31 protein-coding genes and 1 pseudogene are annotated in these 24,271 nt (G+C 64.5%); 15 read left to right on the top strand and 17 right to left on the bottom strand.

The annotated features are described in order from the left end of the window. The first annotated feature begins 82 nt into the window (after positions 1-82). Positions 83-2,947: an aminomethyl-transferring glycine dehydrogenase gene (gcvP, locus tag IVB50_RS21890; protein ID WP_247297348.1), complete on the top strand. Its 2,865-nt coding sequence runs from the start codon at positions 83-85 to the stop codon at positions 2,945-2,947. A 102-nt stretch (positions 2,948-3,049) separates the two neighbouring features. Here gcvP and IVB50_RS21885 read toward each other — a convergent pair whose 3' ends face one another. The 3 genes from IVB50_RS21885 to recA all read right to left on the bottom strand — a co-directional run bounded on the left by IVB50_RS21885 (position 3,050) and on the right by recA (position 6,260). After that, a complete protein-coding gene (locus IVB50_RS21885; RefSeq protein WP_247297246.1) occupies positions 3,050-4,072 on the bottom strand; it encodes a hypothetical protein in 1,023 nt (340 codons plus the stop codon). 9 nt (positions 4,073-4,081) lie between these two features. After that, positions 4,082-5,068 carry a hypothetical protein gene (locus tag IVB50_RS21880; protein ID WP_247297244.1) on the bottom strand — a complete coding sequence of 329 codons (987 nt, stop codon included), beginning with the start codon at positions 5,066-5,068 and terminating at the stop codon, positions 4,082-4,084. A 103-nt stretch (positions 5,069-5,171) separates the two neighbouring features. After that, positions 5,172-6,260 carry a recombinase RecA gene (gene recA, locus IVB50_RS21875; RefSeq protein ID WP_026233157.1) on the bottom strand — a complete coding sequence of 363 codons (1,089 nt, stop codon included), beginning with the start codon at positions 6,258-6,260 and terminating at the stop codon, positions 5,172-5,174. Between the two features lie 263 nt (positions 6,261-6,523). On the opposite strand from recA, the gene IVB50_RS21870 reads away from it, so the two are divergent. Further along, complete coding sequence (locus IVB50_RS21870) at positions 6,524-6,691, top strand: hypothetical protein (protein WP_247297243.1); 168 nt, start codon at positions 6,524-6,526, stop codon at positions 6,689-6,691. 638 nt (positions 6,692-7,329) lie between these two features. On the opposite strand, the gene IVB50_RS21865 is transcribed toward IVB50_RS21870, so the two are convergent. Continuing rightward, the gene (locus tag IVB50_RS21865) at positions 7,330-7,587 is read right to left on the bottom strand and encodes a DUF2798 domain-containing protein (protein WP_018456377.1); all 258 of its coding nucleotides are present in this window, start codon (positions 7,585-7,587) and stop codon (positions 7,330-7,332) included. Positions 7,588-7,883: 296 nt separating this feature from the next. Between IVB50_RS21865 and IVB50_RS21860 the strand changes: the two genes are divergently transcribed. Together IVB50_RS21860 and IVB50_RS21855 are read left to right on the top strand one after the other, a co-directional pair. Then, the gene (locus IVB50_RS21860) at positions 7,884-8,072 is read left to right on the top strand and encodes a hypothetical protein (protein WP_247297242.1); all 189 of its coding nucleotides are present in this window, start codon (positions 7,884-7,886) and stop codon (positions 8,070-8,072) included. Between the two features lie 140 nt (positions 8,073-8,212). After that, positions 8,213-8,446 carry a hypothetical protein gene (locus IVB50_RS21855; RefSeq protein WP_018456379.1) on the top strand — a complete coding sequence of 78 codons (234 nt, stop codon included), beginning with the start codon at positions 8,213-8,215 and terminating at the stop codon, positions 8,444-8,446. A 9-nt stretch (positions 8,447-8,455) separates the two neighbouring features. On the opposite strand, the gene IVB50_RS21850 is transcribed toward IVB50_RS21855, so the two are convergent. Further along, positions 8,456-8,710 carry a hypothetical protein gene (locus IVB50_RS21850; RefSeq protein ID WP_007612182.1) on the bottom strand — a complete coding sequence of 85 codons (255 nt, stop codon included), beginning with the start codon at positions 8,708-8,710 and terminating at the stop codon, positions 8,456-8,458. Between the two features lie 106 nt (positions 8,711-8,816). After that, positions 8,817-9,128 (bottom strand): hypothetical protein, encoded by a 312-nt coding sequence (locus IVB50_RS21845; RefSeq protein ID WP_026233159.1) that lies wholly within the window; start codon positions 9,126-9,128, stop codon positions 8,817-8,819. Between the two features lie 360 nt (positions 9,129-9,488). Between IVB50_RS21845 and IVB50_RS21840 the strand changes: the two genes are divergently transcribed. After that, positions 9,489-9,953 carry a PaaI family thioesterase gene (locus tag IVB50_RS21840; protein WP_247297241.1) on the top strand — a complete coding sequence of 155 codons (465 nt, stop codon included), beginning with the start codon at positions 9,489-9,491 and terminating at the stop codon, positions 9,951-9,953. Positions 9,954-10,070: 117 nt separating this feature from the next. Here IVB50_RS21840 and IVB50_RS21835 read toward each other — a convergent pair whose 3' ends face one another. Beyond that, on the bottom strand, positions 10,071-10,364 hold the full coding sequence (locus IVB50_RS21835) for an HdeA/HdeB family chaperone (RefSeq protein WP_007602202.1): 294 nt from the start codon (positions 10,362-10,364) through the stop codon (positions 10,071-10,073). 180 nt (positions 10,365-10,544) lie between these two features. On the opposite strand from IVB50_RS21835, the gene IVB50_RS21830 reads away from it, so the two are divergent. Next, positions 10,545-10,787, top strand: a complete 243-nt coding sequence (locus tag IVB50_RS21830) for a PilZ domain-containing protein (RefSeq protein WP_247297240.1) — start codon at positions 10,545-10,547, stop codon at positions 10,785-10,787. Positions 10,788-10,833: 46 nt separating this feature from the next. On the opposite strand, the gene IVB50_RS21825 is transcribed toward IVB50_RS21830, so the two are convergent. Then, positions 10,834-12,849, bottom strand: coding sequence for a pyrroloquinoline quinone-dependent dehydrogenase (locus tag IVB50_RS21825; RefSeq protein ID WP_247297346.1), 2,016 nt, complete (start codon positions 12,847-12,849; stop codon positions 10,834-10,836). Between the two features lie 33 nt (positions 12,850-12,882). Further along, on the bottom strand, positions 12,883-13,116 hold the full coding sequence (locus IVB50_RS21820; protein WP_247297239.1) for a hypothetical protein: 234 nt from the start codon (positions 13,114-13,116) through the stop codon (positions 12,883-12,885). A gap of 184 nt (positions 13,117-13,300) precedes the next feature. Here IVB50_RS21820 and IVB50_RS21815 point away from each other — a divergent pair, with 184 nt between their 5' ends. Continuing rightward, positions 13,301-13,705, top strand: coding sequence for a hypothetical protein (locus tag IVB50_RS21815; RefSeq protein ID WP_018456386.1), 405 nt, complete (start codon positions 13,301-13,303; stop codon positions 13,703-13,705). 110 nt (positions 13,706-13,815) lie between these two features. Beyond that, positions 13,816-14,145, top strand: coding sequence for a hypothetical protein (locus IVB50_RS21810; RefSeq protein WP_018456387.1), 330 nt, complete (start codon positions 13,816-13,818; stop codon positions 14,143-14,145). Positions 14,146-14,202: 57 nt separating this feature from the next. On the opposite strand, the gene IVB50_RS21805 is transcribed toward IVB50_RS21810, so the two are convergent. After that, a complete protein-coding gene (locus IVB50_RS21805; protein ID WP_247297238.1) occupies positions 14,203-14,670 on the bottom strand; it encodes a DUF6691 family protein in 468 nt (155 codons plus the stop codon). Positions 14,671-14,675: 5 nt separating this feature from the next. Continuing rightward, entirely contained in the window at positions 14,676-15,104 is a 429-nt protein-coding gene (locus IVB50_RS21800) for a YeeE/YedE family protein (protein WP_247297237.1), read from the bottom strand. 171 nt (positions 15,105-15,275) lie between these two features. On the opposite strand from IVB50_RS21800, the gene IVB50_RS21795 reads away from it, so the two are divergent. Beyond that, a complete protein-coding gene (locus IVB50_RS21795; protein WP_247297236.1) occupies positions 15,276-16,439 on the top strand; it encodes a GNAT family N-acetyltransferase in 1,164 nt (387 codons plus the stop codon). Positions 16,440-16,447: 8 nt separating this feature from the next. Here IVB50_RS21795 and IVB50_RS21790 read toward each other — a convergent pair whose 3' ends face one another. Next, positions 16,448-17,113, bottom strand: coding sequence for a DsbA family oxidoreductase (locus IVB50_RS21790; protein WP_247297235.1), 666 nt, complete (start codon positions 17,111-17,113; stop codon positions 16,448-16,450). A gap of 168 nt (positions 17,114-17,281) precedes the next feature. On the opposite strand from IVB50_RS21790, the gene IVB50_RS21785 reads away from it, so the two are divergent. After that, on the top strand, positions 17,282-17,722 hold the full coding sequence (locus IVB50_RS21785; RefSeq protein WP_247297232.1) for an acyl-CoA thioesterase domain-containing protein: 441 nt from the start codon (positions 17,282-17,284) through the stop codon (positions 17,720-17,722). Next, on the top strand, positions 17,686-18,081 hold the full coding sequence (locus IVB50_RS21780; RefSeq protein WP_247297231.1) for an acyl-CoA thioesterase domain-containing protein: 396 nt from the start codon (positions 17,686-17,688) through the stop codon (positions 18,079-18,081). Before IVB50_RS21785 ends, IVB50_RS21780 begins: the two co-directional genes overlap by 37 nt. Here IVB50_RS21780 and IVB50_RS21775 read toward each other — a convergent pair. From IVB50_RS21775 to IVB50_RS21765, 3 genes and pseudogenes are all read right to left on the bottom strand, one after another. Then, positions 18,069-18,485, bottom strand: coding sequence for a hypothetical protein (locus IVB50_RS21775; protein ID WP_247297351.1), 417 nt, complete (start codon positions 18,483-18,485; stop codon positions 18,069-18,071). The genes IVB50_RS21780 and IVB50_RS21775 overlap by 13 nt on opposite strands. A gap of 50 nt (positions 18,486-18,535) precedes the next feature. Then, positions 18,536-18,825, bottom strand: a pseudogene (locus tag IVB50_RS42285) (helix-turn-helix transcriptional regulator); the annotation flags it as partial. 109 nt (positions 18,826-18,934) lie between these two features. Beyond that, positions 18,935-19,756, bottom strand: coding sequence for a helix-turn-helix transcriptional regulator (locus IVB50_RS21765; RefSeq protein WP_247297230.1), 822 nt, complete (start codon positions 19,754-19,756; stop codon positions 18,935-18,937). 101 nt (positions 19,757-19,857) lie between these two features. Between IVB50_RS21765 and IVB50_RS21760 the strand changes: the two genes are divergently transcribed. Together IVB50_RS21760 and IVB50_RS21755 are read left to right on the top strand one after the other, a co-directional pair. Beyond that, the gene (locus IVB50_RS21760; protein ID WP_026233166.1) at positions 19,858-20,088 is read left to right on the top strand and encodes a hypothetical protein; all 231 of its coding nucleotides are present in this window, start codon (positions 19,858-19,860) and stop codon (positions 20,086-20,088) included. Between the two features lie 38 nt (positions 20,089-20,126). Then, entirely contained in the window at positions 20,127-20,525 is a 399-nt protein-coding gene (locus IVB50_RS21755; protein ID WP_018456396.1) for a hypothetical protein, read from the top strand. Between the two features lie 140 nt (positions 20,526-20,665). Here IVB50_RS21755 and IVB50_RS21750 read toward each other — a convergent pair whose 3' ends face one another. Continuing rightward, positions 20,666-21,226 carry an SET domain-containing protein gene (locus IVB50_RS21750; RefSeq protein WP_018456397.1) on the bottom strand — a complete coding sequence of 187 codons (561 nt, stop codon included), beginning with the start codon at positions 21,224-21,226 and terminating at the stop codon, positions 20,666-20,668. Between the two features lie 165 nt (positions 21,227-21,391). Here IVB50_RS21750 and IVB50_RS21745 point away from each other — a divergent pair, with 165 nt between their 5' ends. Continuing rightward, a complete protein-coding gene (locus tag IVB50_RS21745) occupies positions 21,392-22,012 on the top strand; it encodes a hypothetical protein (protein ID WP_247297344.1) in 621 nt (206 codons plus the stop codon). 18 nt (positions 22,013-22,030) lie between these two features. Here IVB50_RS21745 and IVB50_RS21740 read toward each other — a convergent pair whose 3' ends face one another. Beyond that, entirely contained in the window at positions 22,031-22,756 is a 726-nt protein-coding gene (locus IVB50_RS21740; RefSeq protein ID WP_018456399.1) for a TetR/AcrR family transcriptional regulator, read from the bottom strand. A 107-nt stretch (positions 22,757-22,863) separates the two neighbouring features. Between IVB50_RS21740 and IVB50_RS21735 the strand changes: the two genes are divergently transcribed. Then, the gene (locus IVB50_RS21735) at positions 22,864-24,261 is read left to right on the top strand and encodes a carotenoid oxygenase family protein (RefSeq protein WP_247297229.1); all 1,398 of its coding nucleotides are present in this window, start codon (positions 22,864-22,866) and stop codon (positions 24,259-24,261) included. The last annotated feature ends 10 nt before the right edge of the window (positions 24,262-24,271 follow it).

Here is a 24,271-nt window from a genome sequence, read left to right as displayed (position 1 = left end):
TTCGGCTACAGCCGAGAGGCCGCGGCGTACTGGATCGCCCGCCTTCGCGGGCGATGACAGCAACTCCTAGCGAGGACCCATGATGACCGCGCACCGCAAATCCAACGGCGATACCACGAGCTTCGTTCGCCGCCACATCGGCCCCTCCACGCGCGACGTCACCGCGATGCTCGAGGCCGTCGGCGCAAACAGCGTCGACGCGCTGATGGCGCAGACGCTGCCGGCTTCGATCCGGCAGACTGCTCCACTCGATCTCGGCAAGCCCTTGAGCGAGACCGAGGCGATCGCGCATATGGCCGAACTCGCCGCCCAGAACCAGGTCTTCACCTCGTTGATTGGCCAGGGCTATTCTGGCACGATCCTGCCCGCGGTGATCCAGCGCAACATCTTGGAGAGCCCGGCCTGGTACACGGCCTACACGCCCTACCAGCCCGAGATCAGCCAGGGCCGGCTGGAGGCGCTGCTCAACTTCCAGACCATGATCTGTGACCTCACCGGGCTCGACGTCGCCAACGCCTCGCTGCTCGACGAAGCCACCGCGGCCGCCGAAGCGATGGCACTCGCCGAGCGGCACTCGCGGGTCGAAGCAAAGGCCTTCTTCGTCGACAAGGACGTGCATCCGCAGACGCTCGCCGTGATGCGCACCCGCGCGGAGCCGCTGGGCTGGACCCTGGTCGTCGGCGACCCCCTCACCGATCTCGACAAGACGGACGTGCTTGGCGCGCTGCTGCAATACCCGGGCTCGTCAGGCGCTGTGCGCGACCTCAGGCCCGCGATCGCCAGCCTGAAGGCCAAGGGCGCACTCGCGATCATTGCCGCCGATCTGCTGGCGCTGACACTGCTCGCCTCGCCCGGCGAGCTCGGCGCGGACATCGCCATCGGCTCGGCGCAACGTTTTGGCGTGCCGATGGGGTATGGCGGGCCGCACGCAGCCTATATGGCGGTGCGCGATGCGCTGAAGCGTTCGCTGCCCGGCCGCATCGTCGGCCTCTCCGTGGATTCGCGCGGAATGCCGGCCTATCGCCTCGCGCTGCAGACCCGCGAGCAGCACATCCGCCGCGAGAAGGCGACCTCCAACATCTGCACCGCGCAGGTGCTGCTCGCCGTGATCGCCTCGATGTATGCGGTCTATCACGGCCCCGAAGGCCTTTCGCAGATCGCGCGCAATGTGCATCGCCGCACGGCGGTGCTGGCTGCCGGCCTGCGCAAGCTCGGCTTTGCGCTGCAGTCCGACAGTTTCTTCGACACGCTCAGCGTGGATGCAGGGGCGAAGCGTACCGAAATCGTGGCGCGCGCGGCGGCCGAGAAGATCAATCTCGGCGCTGGCGAAACTGCATTGCGGATCGCGCTCGACGAGACCACCACGCCCGCAACGGTGGAAGCAGTCTGGCGCGCCTTCGGCGGGCAGCTTGCATACGCCGAGATCGACGCCACCACGCGCGAGGCGCTGCCGGAGACGCTCAAGCGTGCGACCTCTTTCCTCACCCACCCCGTCTTCCACGCGCATCGCTCGGAAACCGAGATGCTGCGCTACATGCGCAAGCTCAGCGACCGCGACCTCGCGCTCGACCGCGCGATGATCCCGCTCGGCTCGTGCACCATGAAGCTGAACGCGACCACCGAGATGATGCCGCTGACCTGGCCGGAATTCGGCAGCCTGCATCCGTTCGCCCCGCCTGAGCAGGCGAAGGGCTACTACGCGCTGTTCGCGCGGCTGGAAAAATGGCTGAGCGACATCACCGGCTATGACGCGATCTCGCTGCAGCCGAACTCGGGCGCGCAAGGCGAATATGCCGGGCTGCTCGCGATCCGCGGCTATCACGCGGCGCGTGGCGAGACGCATCGCAAGATCTGCCTGATCCCCTCCTCCGCGCACGGCACCAACCCGGCCTCGGCCGCGATGGTCGGCATGGACGTGGTGGTGGTCGCCTGCGAGAAGAACGGCGACGTCGACGTCAATGATCTCCGCGCCAAGGCCGAGAAGCATTCGAACGACCTCGCCGCGGTCATGATCACCTATCCCTCGACCCATGGCGTGTTCGAGGAGCACATCCGCGAGATCTGCGAGATCGTGCATGGCCATGGCGGGCAGGTCTATCTCGACGGCGCCAACCTCAACGCGCAGGTCGGCCTTAGCAGGCCCGGCGATTACGGCGCCGATGTCAGCCATCTCAACCTGCACAAGACCTTCTGCATCCCGCATGGCGGCGGCGGCCCGGGCATGGGCCCGATCGGCGTCAAGTCGCACCTCAAGCCGTTCCTGCCCGGTCATCCCGCGACGGATGGGAAAGCGCCCGTGGGGCCGGTCTCGGCCGCGCCGTTCGGCTCGGCTTCGATCCTCACCATCTCCTACATCTACATTCTGATGATGGGCGGCGAAGGCCTCAAGCGCGCCACCGAGATCGCGATCCTCAACGCCAACTACGTCGCAGCAAGGCTCGATGCGCACTTCCCGGTGCTCTACAAGAACGAAAAGGGCCGCGTCGCGCACGAGTGTATCGTCGATCCCCGCGCGCTGAAGACGACCTCAGGCGTCACCGTCGACGACATCGCCAAGCGCCTGATCGATTACGGCTTCCATGCGCCCACCATGAGTTTTCCGGTGCCGGGCACGCTGATGATCGAGCCGACCGAGTCGGAATCCAAGGCGGAGCTGGATCGCTTCTGCGATGCCATGATCGCGATCCGGAAGGAAATCGCCGAGATCGAAGCAGGCCGCTTCAAGATCGAGGCGTCGCCGCTTCGTCATGCCCCACACACCGTGCATGACATCGCGGACGACGATTGGAAGCGCGCCTACACCCGCGCCGAGGGCTGCTTCCCCGCGGGCACCTCGCGCACCGACAAATACTGGAGCCCGGTGGGGCGCGTCGACAACGTCTATGGCGACCGCAATCTGGTGTGCTCGTGCCCGCCCGTGAGCGATTACGCGGAGGCGGCGGAGTAACCGTTTGTAGGGTGGGTTAGCCACCGGCTGCGCGAAGCGCAGTCGCTGGCGTAACCCACCACTTCTGTCTCTGGCGAAATGGAAGAGGTGGGCTACACTTCGCTAACCCACCCTCCGGCACGGAACACGCATTTTGGGCGCAACCAACGAGCGGGTCTCGGGGTCCCACCGCCAGAGCCGCTCGTTGGTCAGGTGAGTGCCGCCCCACCAGCGATCAATCCGGTTGTACCGGCGGAAATCCTGGTCGCCTCCCAGCACCGCCTTACCGAACTCGGTCAGCGTCAATTGCGATCGCTTGTACCGATCGAACTGACTGGAATCGTCGTGCATCTCTAGCGAAAACGGACCTTCATCCAGTCCGGACACCGCCGGCCTCTCGCACCGCGCAAGGCCGTCAAGCAGCGCTCCAACTTCCCAATAACCATACACATCCAGCCCGTTGCACTTCTGGTGGCCCGGAAAGACATCGAAAGGCTGCATGCCGCCTCGCGCGATGAGCTGGAGTATTCGCGCTTCGGTGGCTCCAAGGCCTGAGGCGGGGCGCGGAAGCTCGTTGAGAAGAGCCCTCACGTGGGGGGCGAGTTGTGGCAGCCAGCTCAAATCCGTCTTGAAGAGATCCCGCCACCTTTGCGGGGCCGACGCGCGATAGGCCCGCCATGCACGCTTGGCCGATTTGAGTTGACGAGGTGTGATCGCGACAGCCGGCGGGTAGAGTTCGCTTCGCGGTGGGTCGACATCCCTGACACCCAAGAACAGGGAGCGCACGACAAAGTCGGGATTTGCATCGTGTCGGCGGCCCCAATGATCGAGCAGCCAGAGCAGGATCAATTGCGCATTTGGCTCCGGCCCTCGCCAAAACTCGACCGTGTCATATTCCGCGAGCAGTTCAATCAGTCCTCGATCCTTCACGCCTGATTCCTCGAGACGCCAGGACGGCGTATCGTCGAGCCAGTGAAGCCCGCGGGGCTGTGTCGTACGCGGCGCAAAGAATGCGTCCAGCTCTGCATCGGCTGGCAACGGTCCCCAGACCAGCCGGCGCTCGATGGCAATCACGAGGTCGGCAAGGCCCGCCTGTTGAATAGCGCCGGCGATGGACGAGTCGGTCGTGACAATGAGCCGCGTCATGCCGTGGTCTCAAGGCTTCGTCAAAACATTACCGTAACGCCACAGCCGATCATTGGTCAGGTGCGTGCCGCCCCACCAGCGATCGATCGGATTGTGGCGACTGAAATCTTCCTGATGGGCCAGGACGGCCCTGCCGAACTCGGTCAACGACAACCGGCTGCGGAGATAGACCTCGTGCCGAGCTCTTAAATTTTCGCGATCGATCGTGCGCAGTTCGTCGCCCAACCCGGCCACTACGGGGTTGGGGCCGAGCGCGAGCCCCTCGAGCAACGAACCCAACTCAAATTCTCCGAACACATATGTGCGCCGTTGCGAGCGCAGGTGAAACAACGCATTCGTGTTTGCAAACCCTCTGGCAAGGAGCTCCAGAAATCGCATCTCGGTCGCACCGAGACCCGTGAAAGGCGACGGCAGTTCTGCCAAGAGATCGAGCAAGGCCGGGCGCAGCATCAGCAATGCACTGAGATCCTGGTGAAGGAGATCGACGCACGCCTCAGGGGTCATCGCACGGTAGGCCGACCACGCCAACCGGGCAGTCTCGAACTCCTGGGCCCTAACAGGCACGACATGGATGTGCGGCTCGGACGCAGCGAGATCCTCACCGTGTGCTGTCGTCAGCTCGGATGAGACAAGTCGAAGTCGAAGCTTTGGCACCAGCGAGGAGCAGGAGCTGAGGTGGTCCAGCAGGCAGACGAGCTGCAATTGATCCCGGGGAGCTGGGTCGAACCAAAGTTCAACCAAGTCATATTGCTCGCAGAAGTCCGCAAGGGACAAGTCTTTGCGATCCTTGATGCTCTTGGGCCACCGGATGCCCCAATCAGACCAATGATCACCAGGCCCGAGATTCGCCGAACGCGGCGCGAAATAGGCTGCGAGCTTCTCGGGCGAGGGCAGCGGTCCCCACTCAAAGTGAAACGAGGATGAGATGACAAGCTCCGCCAACCCGGATCGTGCGAGCTGGCCTCCGGACGAACTGGTCAAGATCAGACGCTTCATCGCACCACCCGGTGCCCCCACGCCAAACGAAACAGGCGCCGAAGACGTCGGCAACTCAACGTCCTCAGCGCCCGCTCCTCGCGAAAAACTTTACTGTTGAAGCTTACTCGTCCGCCGGCTCCTCGCCGTCGGCGTCACGCTCGGGGCTGCCGGCCAGAATCTGCTCGGCGATCAGGCCGGAGTTCTGGCGGATCGAGGTCTCGATCTTGGCGGTGATGTCGGGGTTGGCCTTCAGGAACGCTTTCGAATTCTCGCGGCCCTGGCCAAGACGCTGGCTGTCGTAGGAGAACCATGCGCCGGATTTTTCGACGATGCCGGCCTTGACGCCGAGATCGAGGATCTCGCCCATCTTGGAGACGCCTTCGCCGTACATGATGTCGAACTCGACCTGCTTGAACGGCGGCGCCAGCTTGTTCTTGACGACCTTGACGCGCGTGGTGTTGCCGACCACTTCGTCACGCTCCTTGATCGCGCCGATGCGGCGGATGTCGAGGCGGACGGAAGCATAGAATTTCAGCGCGTTGCCGCCGGTGGTGGTCTCCGGCGAGCCGTACATCACGCCGATCTTCATGCGGATCTGGTTGATGAAGATCACCATGGTATTGGACTTGTTGATGGACGCCGTCAGCTTGCGCAGCGCCTGGCTCATCAGACGCGCCTGCAGACCCGGCAGCGCATCGCCCATCTCGCCCTCGAGCTCGGCCTTCGGCACCAGCGCCGCGACCGAATCGATCACCAGCACGTCGACCGCGCCGGAGCGCACCAGCGTGTCGCAGATTTCCAGCGCCTGCTCGCCGGTGTCCGGCTGGGAGATCAGGAGCTCGTCGATATTGACGCCCAGCTTGCGCGCATAGACCGGGTCGAGCGCGTGCTCGGCGTCGATGAAGGCGCAGATGCCGCCCTTCTTCTGCCCTTCCGCCACCGTGTGCAGCGCCAGCGTGGTCTTGCCCGAGGATTCCGGCCCGTAGATCTCCACGACGCGCCCCTTCGGCAGGCCGCCGATCCCGAGCGCGATATCGAGCCCCAACGAGCCCGAAGAGACCGCCTCGACATCCATCGAACGGTCGTTCTTGCCGAGCTTCATCACCGAGCCCTTGCCGAACTGACGCTCGATCTGGGAGAGCGCGGCGGCGAGAGCTTTACTCTTGTCCATGGAGGATCCTTCGACGATACGCAAGGCAGTGGTGGACATCGGGTCGTGCTCCTTATGACGAGGATTCGCGTGAGGGACAAACGATTGGCGAGGCGGCGCGGCGATAAAAACAATGTACCCTATTTGTTCTAGGTTCGCAATATGTTCTTTTGGGAATTTGCACGCTCTGGCTGACGCGCATCAAAGACGGATGACCCGCACACCGTCAGAATTCCGTCATCCTGCGGCACGAACCTTTCGCGGTCTGCGGCCTTCTCCTGGATGGACTCTTGGATGGGACCGCAACTGAGGGGACTTCAGTCATGACGGACAACACGCATCACGATACGACCCGGCGCACTCCGCTGCTGGAGGCGGCGCGGGAGGAGCTGAGCAAGTTCGAGCGCAAGGAAAACGAGTTCCGCAAGAAAGACCGCGAAGAGCGTGCCGCCGAACTCCGTTTGCCGCTGGACGCGATCAAGGTTCATTAGGCCGCTGGGACCGCGCTGGCGACGGTGCCGGAGCGGCAGCCCGTTGATCTCAGGGAATCGGCACGGGTATCGGGATTCGGATGGCCGTGAAAGGCGAATCCGAGCCGATATGGTATCTAAATACTACCAGTAAGCCATTGATTGGGCGGGGAAATTTGTAGGCACGCTACTGTGCATGGGGTTGTTTTCGCGATTTTTGAAAGGCGCGCACGGGCCTTTCCACCCTCGGAGCCATCTCCCGCACCCAACAGCGCCTACAGCAGAACCAGCAACCCGATGCCGATCACCAGCACGACGAAGCCAGCCGCCGTCGCGGCGGCGAATGACCGCTCTACGTTGTCCATGATGCCACCCCGTTGCCGGCACGCCACGTTTCCCCCATGGCAGCACCGTCGCCGCGAAATCTCGCCTGCGGTTGTGTCCTGAGTTGTGCGAACGGATGTCGAAATTGGGACCGGTGCGGGGCCAGTCTGCGGCCCCCGCGCTCCGGCTTTTGCTGCCACCGTCGGGCCTTGTCAGGCTGTCGTAAGCTGAGCCGGCTAGGGTCGCCCGGCTATGGTGTTGCAGCCCAGCACCTCAGCCTCCAATAACCTTCTCCCCGCTTGGTTCTCCCAAGCGGGGTTTTTTCATTCCGATTTTCATGCCGGCCGGCCGGTTTGCGAACCGCCCTCCTCCTGCGTCAGCCGCAGCGAGAAGGCGCGGATCGCCGGCGCTGCGAGCAGCACTATCGGCAGCATCGCCGCCCATGCGATCAGCCACGACACCATCCAGTGCGCCAGGAAGTCCAGCGCGTTCCCTGCGGGAAAGCTGGCGATGCCCGCGGCGATCAGCGAGGTCAGTCCCGACTGGATGATTCCGAACACGAAATGAGAATAGCGGCGGGGAATGCCCGGCATGACGCGTCCATGTTGCTTAGCCGCATCGGGCCAAGCAAGGCACATGCCGCCGCGTTCCGGAAGGTGCCCTTACCCATCCCAGGAACTCTGTTCTTGGCCGGAGAACCACGGGCATGAGGTCGCGCCGCCGCTGGGCGGCCGGCGTCTTTCGAATTTCGATTTCGTATGTTCCAGAGCGCGTGCGTTTGCGCGATAGCCGTGAGCGATCCGGGGCTTACCGACAGGTTTGGCTTTCTTGGAATATTATGCCGCCCAGCATGTTCTCAGTGATGGAAGTGAATCGTGGGAGATGGCCCATGAATCACAGGGGCATCGAGTTCACCGTCGCCAAGACGGCAATTCCCGGCATTTGGCAGTGGCAGTTCCGGATCGGCGAGCAGATCAAGACCGGCAAGACTGAGACCAAGATCGATCTCTTGGCGATCCGACGGGTGCAGCTGCGCATCGATCGGGAGCTGAAGGCGATCGGACGCGACACGGCCTGAGCCGTCGGACCGAGATCGGTGGGCTGGCGTCCATGGGGCTATTCCGTAGCCGACCGGAATTGATCTGCCGACGGTTTGGGATTGGACTGCCGGGATTATGGCCGTGGGGACGGAGCCATCAGGCGCGATCGGTGCGAACCATGCCGCTCTACTTCTTTCGAATCCGGAACGGCCGCTATTCCGGCTGTGCCGACCAGGCGTCGGAATTTGCCGATCGCGATCTGGCTTGGAAGGAGATGACCAGCGTCTGCGCCGACATGGCCGCCGGCATCGCCCGCAAGCTCCAGGAAAATTCCGAATGGAATATGGAGTTGCTGGACGAGGCCAAGGAGCCCGTATTCCGGATCCGCATCACATCCGAAACCTTCGAATAGGGGCCGGCCCTAATCCGCGCTGGGCAGCCGCCGCATCGTGAATTCGATGTCGCCGCCGGGCAGCTCGCGCCAGGTCTCGACCGCGCTCATATAGCCGGCCTTGGGGTAGCGGGCGAAGAAAGCCTGCGCCCTCTCCCGTGCCGCCGCGCGCGGCAGCGTGAAGGTCTCGCGCAGATAGCCGTCGCCGGCCGTCGGGCCGGGCTTGCCGCCCATTTTTCGCCGGCGCGCCATCCGCTCGGCGAGATCCCGCGGACGATCGGCCATGTTCTGCTCTCCTCGACGCGATACACTCCCGCGCAATGTAGGAAGCAGGCCGATCAAAGAGGAGTCCCGGCCGGAGGCATTCAACCGCCGCCGCTCGGGCGGAAGGTCAATTGGCAGTCGTGCCGGACTTCTTCTTCGGCGCACCGGTTGCGGCCGACGCCTTTGGCGCCGCCGACGGCTTCGGCGGGTCGGAGCGCATGCCACCCCAGGGATCGTTGGACGCCTTGGAGTCTGGAATCTTCTTCAGCGTTTCCTTGTAAGCCCTGTCACGCTCGGCCTCAGCGGCCTTCTCCTCGGGGGTCTTGCCAGGCCCCTCCTGCAGCAAATTGAGATTGGGCATTTGCGCATAAGCCGGTCCCGCCAGCACGGTCGGTCCCGCCAGAACAGCCAGCACCGCGGCCATACGGAAAAGCTTCATCATTGACTCCTTGATCATCCATGGCGGCGCGGGTCGCCCGCGCCTTGTCACCCCTGCCACAACCGCAGGGGCCGCTCGGCCCGCTAGAGCCGGTCCGATCTGCACGATTTCGGCGCGTGGAGCCAGTCGTCCCAGATCGGGCCGCACTTGGTGCACCCGTTCAGCAACAGGCCGAGCCCGGCCAGACAAAATACGAGGACATACCTACGCAACATCACCCACCCATACCCACTCCATGGCATCATACCGGGCGAAGTCAGGCATTTTCAAGCCGACGGGACCCGCGGCAGACCGGCGACTTTGCCGCGCCGGTCCGCTCGAAATGCCGAACATCCGGCAATACAGGAGGGAACGACAGCAATGCCATCGCAGCCAGAAGCCGAGTTCGGCATCAATCAGGCCCGACGCATCCTCGGCGAAGTCTTTGCGCCCTGGGTCCAGGATCTCAACCTGTCGGTCGAGCGCATCGATCACCTGCCGCCGCCGGACGTGCCGGACTGGCAGCCGGCAGCGCTCCTGCGCATGCCGTTCTCGGAGCGGCTGTGCCGCAACGGTGGTGTGGTCTGCGGCCAGGCCCTGATGGCGCTCGCCGACACCGCGATGGTGATCGCGAACCTAGCCGCCAACCGCGGCTATCGTCCGATGACGACGGTCGACCAGACCACGCATTTCATGCGCGCGGTCTCCTCGTCGGACGTGCTGGCCGACGCCCGCGTGGTGCGACTCGGACGCACCATGAGCTTTGGCCGGGTCACGCTGCTCTCGGCCACCGACAACAAGCCGGTGGCGATGGTGTCGAGCGCGTTCGCGATGCTGCCGGGGTGAGCATCATCCGAAAGAAGAAAGCCGCGTGAGCGCAATGCGCACCGCGGCTCTCAATGGCGTCATGTCGAGACGGGAAGCGCGGTTGTGATCGCGCGTCGTGCCGACACGCGGCAGAAATTACTTGCCGAGCACTTCGTCAGCCGCGGTGACAATGCTGACGTTGGGATTTTTTCCGCAATAGCTGCCGAACTGCTTGGCGTTCTCGACGAATACGTCGGTGTCGATGATCGCATTCTCTTCGTCGCCCTTGTACCAGCCGTCCATCCAGGTCAGCACCATCTTGATGGTGTCGTCGCCGCTCTCCAGGAACTGCTTGCAGCTCATGGTCGCGAGATCGAGCTTGGTGGCGTGGGCGGGCATGGACGAGAGCGAGAGCGCTGCGGCGAACAGAAGCGAAAACGTGGTCTTCATCAATATCTCCATCGGCGCGTAGCGCCACAAAGGAACGGCTTGGGGAAAAATCCGCGGAGTGACTTCCGCTTCGACGTCGTAAACGAAATCTGAAGCGCTGTGCAAGTAGCGCCAGTATTGAGTTTAGTTCAACGTAATTTCTATGCACTACTTCACAAAGATCATTATGGATTGACGCGGATGATCGAGAAGCGTGCAGCGCAGCGTTACCGTGTTTTCAAGGGTGGAAAGATCACCTTTGAAAACAGCGGCATCACATGCACGGTGCGAAACATGTCGGCGGACGGCGCCGCAATCGACCTCGATGCCCTCGTCACATTGCCGCAATCCTTCACGCTCGCGATCGCGCGCGACAATTTCGTGCGAAAATGCCGCCCTGTCTGGCGTAGCGACAGGCGCATCGGCCTCGCTTTCGTACAGTAGTGCATACGATGTGAACGATCATTCGCATCGCGCGCGTGATGCTGCGTCATGTTCGCGCGACACGACGTCGGCGACGCCAGCGCAGGCTTGCAACCACGAGCGCGACGATCGCGACCGCGATCGCCGATGATGCCGCAAAAAATCGTCCACCGGGGCGATCGATCGTACGCGACCACAGCGACGGCCCCTCGCCCGGCCGTGCCAGGCGAAACGCAACGACGCTGTCGCCGATCGAGGTGCCTGCCTCGGAGTGGCCGCCGGCGCCGATCGCGACATACTGCTCGCCCTTCCAGAGATAGGTCATGGGATTGGCGACGCCGGGCACGGGCAGCCGACCCTGCCACAGCTCCCTGCCGCTGCGCGCATCGAAGGCGCGCAAATAGGCGTCCATCGCTCCGGTGAAGACGAGCCCACCTGCCGTGACCGCGAGCCCGTTGACGAGCGGCGCACCCCACGGCAGCGGCACGCCGAGCGGGGCGAGATCCTCGGTGGTGCCGACCGTCGAACGCCAGAGGATCTTGCCGGCCTTCAGATCGACCGCGACCATCTCGCCCCAGGGCGGCTTGTTGCAAAGAAGCCCGAGCGGCGACATTGCCACCGCACGCGACATCGCAAACGGCGCACCCGTCTGCTGGCCGAAATCATGACCGGGCGGAGGATCGAATCCGACCGCCTCCGCCCGCGGAATCAGCTTGATGAGATGAACGGCCCGGCTGGTGTTGGCATAGAGGACCTGGTTGACGGGATCGAAGGCCGCACTGCCCCAGTTCACTCCGCCGCCGGTGAAGGGAAACTCCAGCGTGCCTTGGGTTGAGGGGGGCGTGTACAGGCCCTCGTTGCGTGCCTCCGCAAACTGCTTCTCGCATGCTGAGCGGCGCAGGCTAGGAACGAGCGAGAGCGCATCCTCAGCCGAGATTTTTTGCGACATCAGCGGTGGCACATGCGTCGGGAATGGCTGCGTGGGCGACAGCCGTTCACCTTCCGCGGCCCCCTGCGGGACGCTGCGCTCCTCGACCGCCCACACCGGCTTGCCGGTGTCGCGATCGAGCACGAAGACAAAGCCCTGCTTGGTCGGCTGGATCACGACATCGCGCTGACCATCGCCGGCGTCGATGCGCGTGAGCGTCGGTTGCGCCGGCAGATCGTAATCCCAGACGTCGTGATGCACGGTTTGGAACGCCCATACGAGCTCGCCCGTCTCGATGCGCAGCGCGACCACCGAATTGGCATGTTCGTTGTTGCCCGGCCGCTTGCCGCCCCAGAAATCCGGCGACGGCGAGGACGTCGGCAGGAATACCAGTCCGCGCACCGCGTCGACCGACATCGGCGCCCAGACATTGGCGTGACCGGCTTCGATGCCGTCGCGCTTGAGCGGCTCGAACGTCCAGCGCGGCTGACCGCTACGCGCATCGAACGCACGCACCACACCGCTCGGCGCGTCGACGCGGCGGTTGTCGCCAATCGCGGAGCCGACCACGACGACCCCGCGGCCGACCGCCGGCGGCGAGGTGATCTGGAATTCGCCCGGCCATTCCAGCTTCATGCCAATGTCGGGCCTGACCTCACCGCCCTCGCCGAAGCCGGCACAGGGGATTCCCGTCTTCGCATCGAGCGCGATCAGGCGAACATCGTTCGTGCCCATGAAGATACGCGATCGACATGCGGCATCTACAGGCGCCTCATCGTCGATCCAGTAAGTGACGCCGCGGCAGACGTAGCGGTTGGCGGGACGCTGGTTCATCGCGATCCTGGGATCGTAACGCCATTTCTGCGCGCCCGTACCGGGATCGAGCGCGATCACCTCGTTGAAAGGCGAGCAGAAGACCAGGCTGTCCTCGACGAACAGCGGCGTCGCCTGGAATTTGGTTCGCCGCATCACCCCGGGCGGCCGCGCCGCGAGATCGCCCGTGTGGAATTCGAAGGCCCGAACCAGGTTGCCGACATTGTCGGGCGTGATCTCTCGCAATGGCGAGAAGCGCGAGCCACCGGGATCGCCACCCCAGCTCTCCCAGGCGATGCCTGGCCGCGACGAAAACAAGAGGAGCGGGATGAGAGCGGCCAAATAGCAGGAGCGGGTCGCCAAGGCCCGCCTCACCTATTTCGCCTTCTTGCCAGGTTCGGGCGGACGCGCCCCGCTCCACGGATCGTACTTCTCCTTGGACTCGGGAATGCGCTCGAGTGCGGCCTTGTAGGCCTTCTCGTCGACCTTGGGCTTGTTGTCCGCCTTCTGGCCGCCCTCGTTAGGCTGACGCCTGCCACCACCCATCTGCGCCTGCGCGGAGGCAACCGCCAGCGCCAGCACGGCGGCCGCTATGACCAAAATCCTCATGGGCGCAATCCCCCTCGTCTGGGGTACAAACTAGCCGGCAATCATGGAATAGCCAATGCCGCGGGCTCCAGGGCTTTAGGAAATCTTGGCTTCAGGAAATCTTGGCTTCAGCAAATTTTGATCGGCCGGGTCTTCGTCGGATCGCATTCGTGCCTATGTTTTGGCCCGCAGGGGACCTTCACGGATGTTACGGATTATTGCTCATGCCGCGCTGCTGGCCAGCGCGCTCGCGCTCGGGGCCTGCGGGTTTGCCGACAGCCGCGCACCGGTGCCCGAGTTCATGCGCATGAAGGAGGCCGAGCAGCCGCCGCCCGAATCGCCCCCCGACGTCAAACGCGTCGTGCGCGAGCAGATCGAAGTCGTCTTCCTCAGCACGTCCTATCCGCGTGAGGTGCATGTCGCCACACCCCATCGTGAGGTACGAGGACCGGGCTGGACAGCTTGCGTCCGCGCCCAGCTCACCTCGGCGACCGGATCGCCGCTCGGGCCACAGACCTACATCGTGACCATATCAGGCGGAAAGGTGGTCGATCGCCGCCGCGCCGAAGCGGACGACATCTGCGGATCGGAAAGCTACGAGCCGATCTAGGAAACGGATGAAGCCGACGTCCGATCCGGTTCCGGGAAAAACCTGTAATTTTGCCGGAACGATCATGGCCTCCCCTTCTTGTTACCGCCGAGGGCAGTTTCGAGGAGGACATGATGAGGACATTCACGATTGCGTTGCTGGCTGGCGTTGGAGCCTTGGCAGCGGTGAGCGGCGCGAAGGCCGCCGACGTCTATACGACCAGCGAATACACCAGCCCCGATCTCGTCCAGCAAGTGCGGCTGGTCTGCGACGATTCCGGCAATTGCTATCGCACCCGCGGCGGCTCGCGTGTGATCGTGCGCGACTCCTACGCGACGATGCCGCGTGACCGCTACTATGAGCGCCGCACCTATCGCGACTGGGACGATGGTCCGCGCGGCGGCGTCGGCATCCGCGCACCCGGCGTCAGTGTTGGCGTTGGTGTCGGCGATCGCTGGTAGTCGATGAAGCCATGAAATGCAGGACCGGACGAGATAACTCGCCCGGTCCTGTCCATGTCAGATCTCGAGCGGTTTTCCCGGCGTGACAATACGCGTTGCCGACGGGAGCTGCGCGATGAAGCGGGCGAGCACCATGCCGGCACACATCGCGACGACGAAGATGAAGGCGGAGGCCGAGCCAAATCCGAGCGCGGTCAATGCCGGGCCTGGACAAAAGCCTACGAGGCCCCAGCCGATACCGAAGATGGCGGGACCGGCGATAATTCTCGGATCGATATCGTTTCGCGTTGGGACATAGAAGCGGTCGGCGAAGACAGGCCTTGCGAGTTTCAAGACGCGGCTGAAGCCAATGAAGGTCACCGCGACCGCGCCAGCCATCACCAAGGCCAGGCTCGCGTCCCACGTTCCTGCCGGGATGCCGCCAACGTCCAGGAAATTCAGGACCTTTGCCGGGTTCGACATGCCTGAGACGATGAGACCAAGGCCAAAGACCACACCGATCGCGAACTGAATGAGGATCGTCATCGCGGTCAGCTCCAGTGCCGCATCACGAAGACGGTCGCCATGCCCGCCGCCATGAACGTCATGGTCGCGACTAGCGATCGCACCGACAACCGCGACAAGCCACAGACGCCGTGGCCAGAGGTGCAGCCGCTGCCCCACACCGCGCCGAAGCCGGTGAGCAATCCCGCGACGATCAGAAGCGGCGTTCCGGCGCCGATCGTTTGCGCCGGCAGGCCTCCCGTGACAAGGCGCACCAGAACGGGCGCGACGATAAGGCCCGCTACGAAGGCGACCCGCCCGGCGAATTGCCGATCCTCGTAAGGCGGAAACAGCCGCGCCGCGATACCGCTGACCCCGGCGATTCGCCCCGTCGTCCACATCAGCAGCACGGCGGACAGGCCGATCAACGCGCCGCCAAGGAGCGACGCAATCGGCGTAAAAGATGTGGCGACCATGATGATCCTCCGTGTCGAGAGCAATTCTGGCGTATCCATCGGCGCATCCGGCCGGCTCGCGGCCGGATGCTCAACGAAACGTTAATATTACCACTCGAATTGAAGCGGTGTCCCAACTGTATTTTCCAATCTTTGCGCTAAGCATGGCCTCCTGAACGGGGACGACGGGACGTGGTCGATATCGCGCACCAGGCTGCGATCAATCCGGCATCGGCAAAGCATGCCGCGACGGCGCGCGCGCGCGTCCCGCTCACGGCGATCGAACCCGGCCAGTGGCGCGCACTCGCGCAGCGCGCGATCGAGCCGAACGGATATTACCTGCCGGGCTGGGAGCTCGCTGTCAGTGCAACCGCGCGCGGCCGCACCGACGCCTCGGCGCTTTCCGCATACGATGGATCGCGGCTGATCGGGCTGATGCCGGTGATCTCGCTCTGGCGGGCATGGAAGATCCCCCTGCCCGCGCTGGTGAGCGCGCATCCCTATGGTACGCTGTGCAGCCCGCTGATCGACCGCGATGCCCCGATCGAGGCAGCGGCGCGCCTGTTGCAGCAGGCCCGCGCAACCGGGGCGCATGCGCTCGTGCTGAACGATGTCGCGCTCGATGGGGCGGCAATGACCGCCCTCAGCCAGGTTCTGAATCGAGACGGCCAGAAGCCGCGCCTCCTCAACTCCTGCATCCGCGCCAGCCTCGACGCGACCCAGGACGGTGAGACGCTGCTGCGCGACGCGCTCGGCACCAAAAAGCTCAAGGAGCTACGCCGCCAACGGCATCGCCTCGAAGAACATGGCGCAATCGTGTTCGACGTCGCGCGCAGCCCCGACGAGATCGGGCCGGCGCTCGAGACATTTTTGCAGCTCGAAGCCAGCGGCTGGAAGGGGAAGCGCGGAACCGCGCTGGTCCAGCACGCGGGCGATGCAACCTTCATCCGCCGCGCCGCTCGCGCGCTGGCGGAAACCGCGCAATGCGAGATCGTCACCCTTCGCGCCGGCGCGACGCCGGTGGCCGCGGGCATCGTGCTGCGACATCAGGATCGCGCTTTCTTCTTCAAGCTCGGCATCGACGAGCGCTTTGCAAGATATTCGCCGGGCGTGCAGCTCACGCTCGAGCTCACCCGCCGCCTCTGCGCCGATCCGGCCATCGCCAGCGCGGATTCCACCGCGAGCGCCGATCACCCCATGATCAACCCGATCTGGCGTGGGCGCTTCGCCGTCGGCGACGTGCTGATAACGTTGCGGCGGAACGACCCCATCGTGGCGCTCGTTCACGGAGCGCTCGCGGCGCACGGCATCACCTACGCGGCGGCGCGTCGCGCAGTTCGCCTGCTTCGTAAATAGGATAGCTCCTACTCCGCCGCCTGGGCGTTGATCTCCGCCGAGACCTCGCGGATGGCGCGCGCGAGCATGTTGGGATCCTGCGCGCCGGAGACGGCGTATTTTTGCGCGAACACGTAGGTCGGCACGCCGGAGATGCCTTTCTCGGCGGCTTCCTGCGCGTCCGCCGATACGCGCGCGACGCCCTCGTCGGTGGCGAGGCGCCGGCGCACGTCGTCGGCATCGAGGCCGACATCGGCAGCCGCCTGCACAAGCACGTTCAAATCGGTGAGGTCGCCGCCGTCGCGGAAGTAGAGCTCCATCAGGCGCTGCTTCATCTCGGGCGCCTTGCCGATCGCCTCGGCCCAGAGGATCAGGCGGTGGCAGTCGGTGGTGTTGGGCTGACGCGCGACAAGCTCGGGCCGATAGACGAGCCCCTCTTCGCCCGCGGCCGCAACGACGCGTCCCGCAATGCCCTTGTAGGCCTCGACCGAGCCGAACTTCTTGGTGAGATACTCCTCCCGGCTGATGCCCTCGGACGGCACCCAGGGATTGAGGAAGAAGGGACGGAAATTGAGCTTGATCGGAACATCGGGCACCAGCGCCAGCGCACTCTCGATCCGGTGCTTGCCGATATAGCACCAGGGGCATACCACGTCGGAAACGACGTCGATCTGAAGAGGTTTCAACGTGCTCATGTCGGACGTCTCCTTCGGACGGTACGGGTTCGTCGGAAGATAAACCGAACCGGAGGCGGCGCAAGGCACCGGTCCTGCATGACTCACGACTTCACCTCTGCGGTTATTGTGACAGGCCTCACCCGACCCGATACTCGCGGCCACGATCAAGCACGAGGGGAAACCGCGATGACCGCTATTTTCAAGCCGGAAGGCCAGCAGTTCCGGGCTACGGAGCATGCCGGCGGCCCGTGGTCGCCTGACATGTTGCAGGGAAGCGCCACCACCGCCCTGATGACCCGCGACATCGACCGTCTCGCCACCGAATCCGGCTTCGCGGTGCGGCGCCTGACCTTCGACCTGTGGCGACCGGCGGGCCTGCGCGTCTTCCAGACCACCACCGAATTGTTGCGCGACGGCCGCAAGGCCAAGACCGCCCAGGTGCGGCTGATGGACGGAGAGACCGAGATCGGCCGTCGCACGGCGCTCTTGACGGCGCCGAGCGGAGAATCGCCCGTCGATCCCTTCGCCAGGCCCGCGACTATCGACAAGACGCCTGAGACAGGCGCAGCACCGGCGGCCTTCGCGCAGAAATGGGCCGGTATTTCCAGAACGTGTCGGTGCGGCTGATCGAGGGCGCGCTGGAGAAGCCCGGCCCGGCCGCCGCCTGGATGCGACTTGATGCACCCCTGGTGGAGGGCGAACCGAACACACCACTGCTCCAAGCGGTGCAGGCCGCGGACTTTTCGAGCGGCGTTGCGCAGATCGTCGACATGCGCAACTGGACCTTTATCAATCCCGAGATCAGACTCTACTTCTTCCGACCGCCGGAGAGCGAATGGATCCAGATCCGCGCCGCCACGCGCGTCGGCACCAACGGCGCGGGCCTGACCATGGCGACACTGAGCGATCTCAAAGGTCCGTTTGCGGAGGTGATGCAAGCCATGAGCTTTGAGCGCCGCGACGCCGAGCGAGCTCAGGCCTCCTGAGCCGCAAGCGCGATCAGAGTGGCCTCGGACACGGCATCCGCCGGCATGAACATTTCAACGCGAAGCTCCTGAAGCGTCACGTCTTGCGGGGTCCCGAGCGTCAGCACCGCACCGATCAGACCGATGCGGGCGTCGCCCTTTCGTAAGCGCACTTCGCAGAGCGGCCCCGGCGCGACGTTGTCCTCGATCCTGAGTGCGGGAAGCTCCGGCAGCCGCGTCAATTCGCGCCACGTGGATTGCAGGGCCTCGTCGAGCGGTGCAGCCATCGCTTCGTGCCGCGCACGCGACAACAACGCGGTCGCGACGATGGGCCAATTCTCGACGAACGGCTTGAGCTCGTTCGGCGCGAGGAACATGCGCATGTGATTGAGCGGCCGCTGCATGCGTTCTTGCCCAAGCAGCATCGTCACTCAGCCGCGACGCGGCGCAGTTGGCCTCCATCACGTTCCAGCGCCGATCGGTCACGATCGCGGGAAACGGTTCGTGCCGCCGGAGCAGAAGATCGATCGCGCGCCGCGCGTCGGCAAGCTCCGGCGCTGAAAGATCGCGCTCGCCGTATAGTCGCGCGAAACCCCCGGCCTCCAGCAGCGCATTGCGATCACGCAGCGACAAACCGAGGGCGGTCGCGAGCTGCAGGAGGATCTCCCGGCTTGCCGCCGACTTGCCGGTCTCGACATAGCTCAGATGCTTGATCGAAATGCCGGCCTCGAACGCCAGCTCCGCCTGGCTCAATGCACGGCGCATGCGCCAGCCGCGCAAAAGGTCGCCGACCGGATTGGCCGACCGTAATGGCCGGGACGAGCGTGTGTCCATCCGGGGATTATGCGAGCGCCACCGGCTCCTGTAAACGGCACTACTGCAAGCCAGCCGCCATCTGCTTCAGCCGCTCGGCAGTGCGCTCGTCGGCCGGGAAGAAGGTTTCCAGAGCCAGCTCCGACAGCGTGATGTCGACGGGCGTACCGAATACCATGGTGGTGGAGAAGAAACTTAGTATCTCCCCCTCGTGGCGCAGCTTGAAGGGGATCGCGACATTGTCGCTCGACAGCGGCGCCGCGCGCGCCGGGATCGGATAACTCTTCAAGTCGTTATACAGCTTGATCAGCTCGGGATCGGCCGTGGCCTCGCATTGCCGGTGCAGCCGCTCCAGGAGATGTCCGCACCATTCCGCGAGATTGACCGTGCGCGGCGCCAGCGCCTCGGGATGGAAGGCAAGCCTCAGCACGTTGAAGGGCTGACCGAGCAGCCGCTGCGGGATGCCGGCGAGCAGCGGCGCCAGCATGCGGTTGGCGGAGACCAGATTCCAGTGCCGGTCATAGGCCAGCGCCGGATTCGGCTCATGCGCCCTGAGGACGAGGTCGATCGCCTGGCGGGCTGATTTCAAGGCGGGATCCTCCAGCGGGCGCTGCGGAAAGGCCGGGGCATAGCCGGCGGCGACCAGCAGCACGTTGCGTTCGCGCAGTGGCACGTCGAGACGTTCGGCGAGTCTGAGCACCATGTCGCGCGAGGGCGCGGCGCGGCCGGTCTCGACGAAGCTCAAATGCCGCGCCGAGATTTCGGCCTCACCGGCGAGATCGAGCTGGCTCATGCGGCGGCGCTGCCGCCATTCGCGCAAATGGTCGCCGATATGGACCGGCTGGCTGCGTTCGGCCTGTGCGGTGGATGCATGTGCGTTCATGGTCGAAAACCTAGCACGCAGATTTCGGCCCTTCCATTACGTCGGAGGTAATCGAATTGGGGCTCGGGCCGGCGCATCTTGGGTCGCAACAGGAGACGACCATGATCGCATTGCTGCTCTACCGGACCGTCACAGACCAGCTAGTTCCCTGGGCCATGGCGCTCGCAACCCGGATGCTGGCGCGCAGCCTCAACATGCCGGAGCCGCTGGTGCATTCGACCGGCGACTACGTCGTCGCGCAGGTCACGGCCTTCGAGCACAGCGTCGGCAGGAGCCTCTGCCCGTTCCGCCTCGCCCGCCTGCTCCGCGCCTGGTGGCGTGGATTGCACTGAGTTTCACCTCGAGCCCACCCCAACCATGGAGACCCACGATGATCGACGCATCCACCTTCCTTCGCCGCGCGCTTCTTGCCGACGCGATCTTCAGCGGCGTGGCCGCTCTCGGTTTCACGTTCGGCGCCAGCGCGTTCGCCTCGCTGTTCAACCTACCCGAAGCGCTGCTGCGCGAGACCGGCCTGTTCCTGATCGCCTACACGGCGCTGGTCGGCTGGCTCGCCTCACGCGCCTCCGTGGCAAAGCCGCTCGTGCTGCTGGTCGTGGTCGGCAACGCGGCCTGGACCGTCGGCAGCATTGCGCTGCTGCTCTCGGGCGCGGTGTCGCCGAACCTTGCCGGCGAGCTCATGGTCGTGGCGCAGGCGATCGCGACCGGCGTGTTTGCCGAACTGCAATATGTGGGATTGCGCAGGAGCGGGAGTGTGCTGGCTGCCTGAGGCCACATCACTCGCTGTCGTTGCCCGGCTTGACCGGGCGACCCAGTATTCCAGAGGTAGTCGTCGCATACGGAGCTGCGGCGTACTGAATGCCCCGCTTTCGCGGGGCATGACAGTTATGCCAGAAGCTCGAACTCAGGCTAGGCCCGCGCGCGGCCCTTCGCCTTGCCGACGGCATGACCATTAAGCTTCTTCTTTTTGGCGGACTTCACGCTCGCCTTCTCGGCTTTGCGCTCCGCGCGGGCCTTCACCTTGGCGCGTTCGGCCCGCGCCTCGGCGCGCAGCTTCTTGCGCTTCTTCTCGCAAGATTCGCACTTGCAGCCGATCGGCTTCAGGTAGGCTTTGAAATAATCGGTGCCGTAGTCGTAATTGATCTCGTCGCCCGGCTCGATGTTCTTGATGGCGCGGATGAAAACCTTGCGCTCGCGCGGCCGCACGTCGGATTCGGCGTTGGGCCTGCACGAATGGTTGATGTAGCGCGCGAGGTTCTTGCGCACGGAGCCGTCAATGGTCCAGCGACCGTTGAGCTCGAACAGGTATTTGTTCTCGATGTCGTCGTGCTCGGGAATCCGGGAGTCCAGGATCGGTCCGTAATAACGGATGATCCGGGTGCCCTTCTTGATCGGCTTGGTGGCGAAGAGGCCGAGCCCGGTTTTCGAGCGGCCGACGCGATAAGGTTTGCTGGACGAGGTGGCTGGCATGATCACGAAAAACGAGGACGCGAACGAGGCTGAAAGAGCCCAAGCGAAGCCGCTCTTCTAGAACGATTCCGCGCCGCTGTCAGGTGTCTGTTGACCCCGTTTGAACCTTGCCCACAATCAAGACGTCTGATGGTACGGAGTTCCCACTCGATCAAAGGCGTCGTCATGTTCCGCATCACCACCGCAGGCTTGGCCATATTGCTCTTGGCCATGTTGCTGATGTGCAGTGGTCTCGACCGCGCCGACGCCCGATCCGTGGGGAGCCAATATACCTCGACGGCCCTGAAGGATTGCCGCCAGATCGGAAAGCCCAGCGAGCTCGACGGCAGCACCACGCGGGTCTGCAAGGGCAAGGATGGCCTCGTGGTCCTGATCGCCGAAGACGATCTTCGCGAAATCGTCTCCGTCGGCCGCAATCGCGAGGCCGCGGCCGAGGAACCGGCGGCTAAAGTCTGGTTCGCTCCGTTCAACTCGTCCGAAACCACCGTCGAATGGCGCACCGCTGGGGCCAAGCCGTTTGCGATGATCCAGCGCTGGCACATCGCCGATGGCACCGATCCCGACAAGCAGGGGCGGCCGAACACCAAGGCCATGCTCATCGTGACCCGTCTGCCACCCGGCCCCGTCTGCCACGTCGCCTATGTCGACGCGATCGCCAACCCGAACGCCAATGAGCTCGCGCGCAAGGCCGCGGACGAGTCCGCCCGCAGCTTTACCTGCGGCAAGGACGAGGTGAAGATCATAGGCGCACGCGGCCGCGCGGTCGAGCTCGCGACGATGCGCTAGGCGCTCGCCGGCAATCGATCAGGGGCCCGGCGGCTTCCCCGTCACGGGCGACATCAGCATGGCCTCGAGCAGGCGTTCGGGAGTCGTGCCCTCGGGCAGACGCCCCAGAATATCCTCCAGCCGTCCATCGAGCAGCAGCATCGTAAAACCGTGCACCATCGACCAGGCGCGCGCGATCGCAGCGCCCTGATTGAGCGTCAGCGCGTCGCCGCGGATCTGCTCCTGCCGCATCATGCCGACGGCATTGGCGAGTCCCGCAAAGGACGCCTCGGCGGCCTCGTGCAGCGACGGCCTGGAATAGTCGAGGCGCTCGGTGCGGAACATGATGCCGTACATGCCGGGATGAGCCTGGGCATAGGCAACATAGGCTTTCGGCCGCGCCAGCGCGTGCTCAAGCGGGGTGGTGGCGGTGTCAGAGGACGACGCCATCGCCGCATTGAACTGGCGGAAGCCGACGGCCGCGAGCTCACTGAGAAGCCCGGTGAGGTCGCCGAAATGATGGGTGGGCGCGGCGTGCGAGACGCCCGCCTCGCGCGCCACCGCGCGCAATGTCAGGCCGGCGAGCCCGTCACGCTCCAGCACCCGTTCGGCGGCCTGGAGCAGCGCCTCGCGCAGCGCGCCGTGGTGATAGGGCGCCTCGGACTTGACGCTCGCCGGTCGTCGCGCGGGACGCGCCGGCGCGCTCGCCTTCTTTGAAGTACGCGCACCGCGCGCGGTTTCTGTCCTGATCTCACTCTTGCCCATGGGCCAGCTATAGGATGCAATATTGACAGTGTAAAGATTTCACTTGACCAGAACCCCTCGTACGGCTATTTGATCTTTACGATGTAAAGATAAGGAAGGGATACGCCGTGCAGCAGGACGCCGTTGCCGAACGCCGCCACAACCTCGGTCCGATTCCGTTCGAGGCCGACGCGCCCTTCCTGAAAATCATCGGTGAATTGCCGCGCGAACTGAACGGCACGCTCTATCGCAACGGCCCCAATCCGCAGTTCGACTCGCCCGGCGCGCACTGGTTCGTCGGCGACGGCATGCTGCACGCCTTTCACCTCGAGAACGGCCGCGCCAGCCATCGCAATCGCTGGGTCCGTACGCCGAAATGGCTGGCCGAGCACGATGCCGGCCGCGCGTTGTTCGGGGGCTTCGGCCGCAAGCTGCCGGATGCGCCGCAAGATCTCACCGACGGCGGCGTCGCCAACACCAACATCATCTTCCATGCCGGCAAGCTGCTTGCGCTGGAAGAAGCCCATCTGCCGACTGAGATCGATCCGGGCACGCTCGCAACCCGCGGCTATCACAATTATCAGGGCCGTGTCGCCGGCAGCTTCACCGCGCACCCGAAGATCGATCCCGTCACCGGCGAGCTGGTGTTCTTCGGCTACAACGCCGCGGGTCCGCTGACGCCTGCCCTCTCCTACGGCTCGATCGACGCGTCCGGCAAGGCGACGCGCTTCGAACGTTTCGAGGCGCCCTATGCCAGCATGGTGCACGACTTCATCGTCACCGAGAACCACGTGCTGTTTCCGATCCTGCCCATCACCGGCAGCATGGAGCGCGCGATCAGCGGGCGGCCGCCCTATGCCTGGGAGCCGGACAAGGGCGCCTATGTCGGCGTGATCAAGCGCAAGGGCAGCGCGAAGGACATCGTCTGGTTTCGTGCTGAAGCCTGCTACGTCTTCCACGTCATGAATGCGTGGGAGGACGGTGACCGCGTCATCGCGGACGTCATGCAGTTCGAGGAAGCACCACTATTTACGCATCCCGACGGCACGCCCACCAATCCCGAGAAATCCTTCGCTCGCCACTGCCGCTGGACCTTCGATCTTGCCGGGAAGACCGACCGCTTCCAGCAGACCTATCTCGACGATCTCACCGGCGAATTCCCGCGCATCGACGACCGCCGCGCCGGATTGAAGAGCCGTCATGGCTGGTACGCCTGCGCCAATCCGAAGCTGCCGATGTTCGGCGCGCTGTCCGGCGTCGTCCATGTCGATGGCAATGGAACGCGCCTCGGCCATTATCTGCTGCCGACCGGCGACACCATCTCCGAGTCCGTCTTCGTCGAGCGGTCGAAGGATGCCGCGGAAGGCGACGGCTGGCTGCTGGCGGTGGTGTGGCGCGCGCGGGAGAACCGCAGCGACCTCGCCGTGTTCAATGCCAAGGATGTCGAGGCCGGCCCCGTCGCGCTGGTGCAGCTCGGCCATCGCGTGCCCGACGGTTTTCACGGCAGTTGGGTCGGCGCGCGGTAGCTCTCCTCTC

It is taken from the genome of Bradyrhizobium sp. 87, from assembly GCF_023073015.1.
GTDB classification, from domain to species: Bacteria; Pseudomonadota; Alphaproteobacteria; order Rhizobiales; family Xanthobacteraceae; genus Bradyrhizobium; species Bradyrhizobium canariense_D.
Note: the sequence above shows the minus strand (reverse complement) of the source record. Positions and strands in the feature narration are given on the sequence as shown.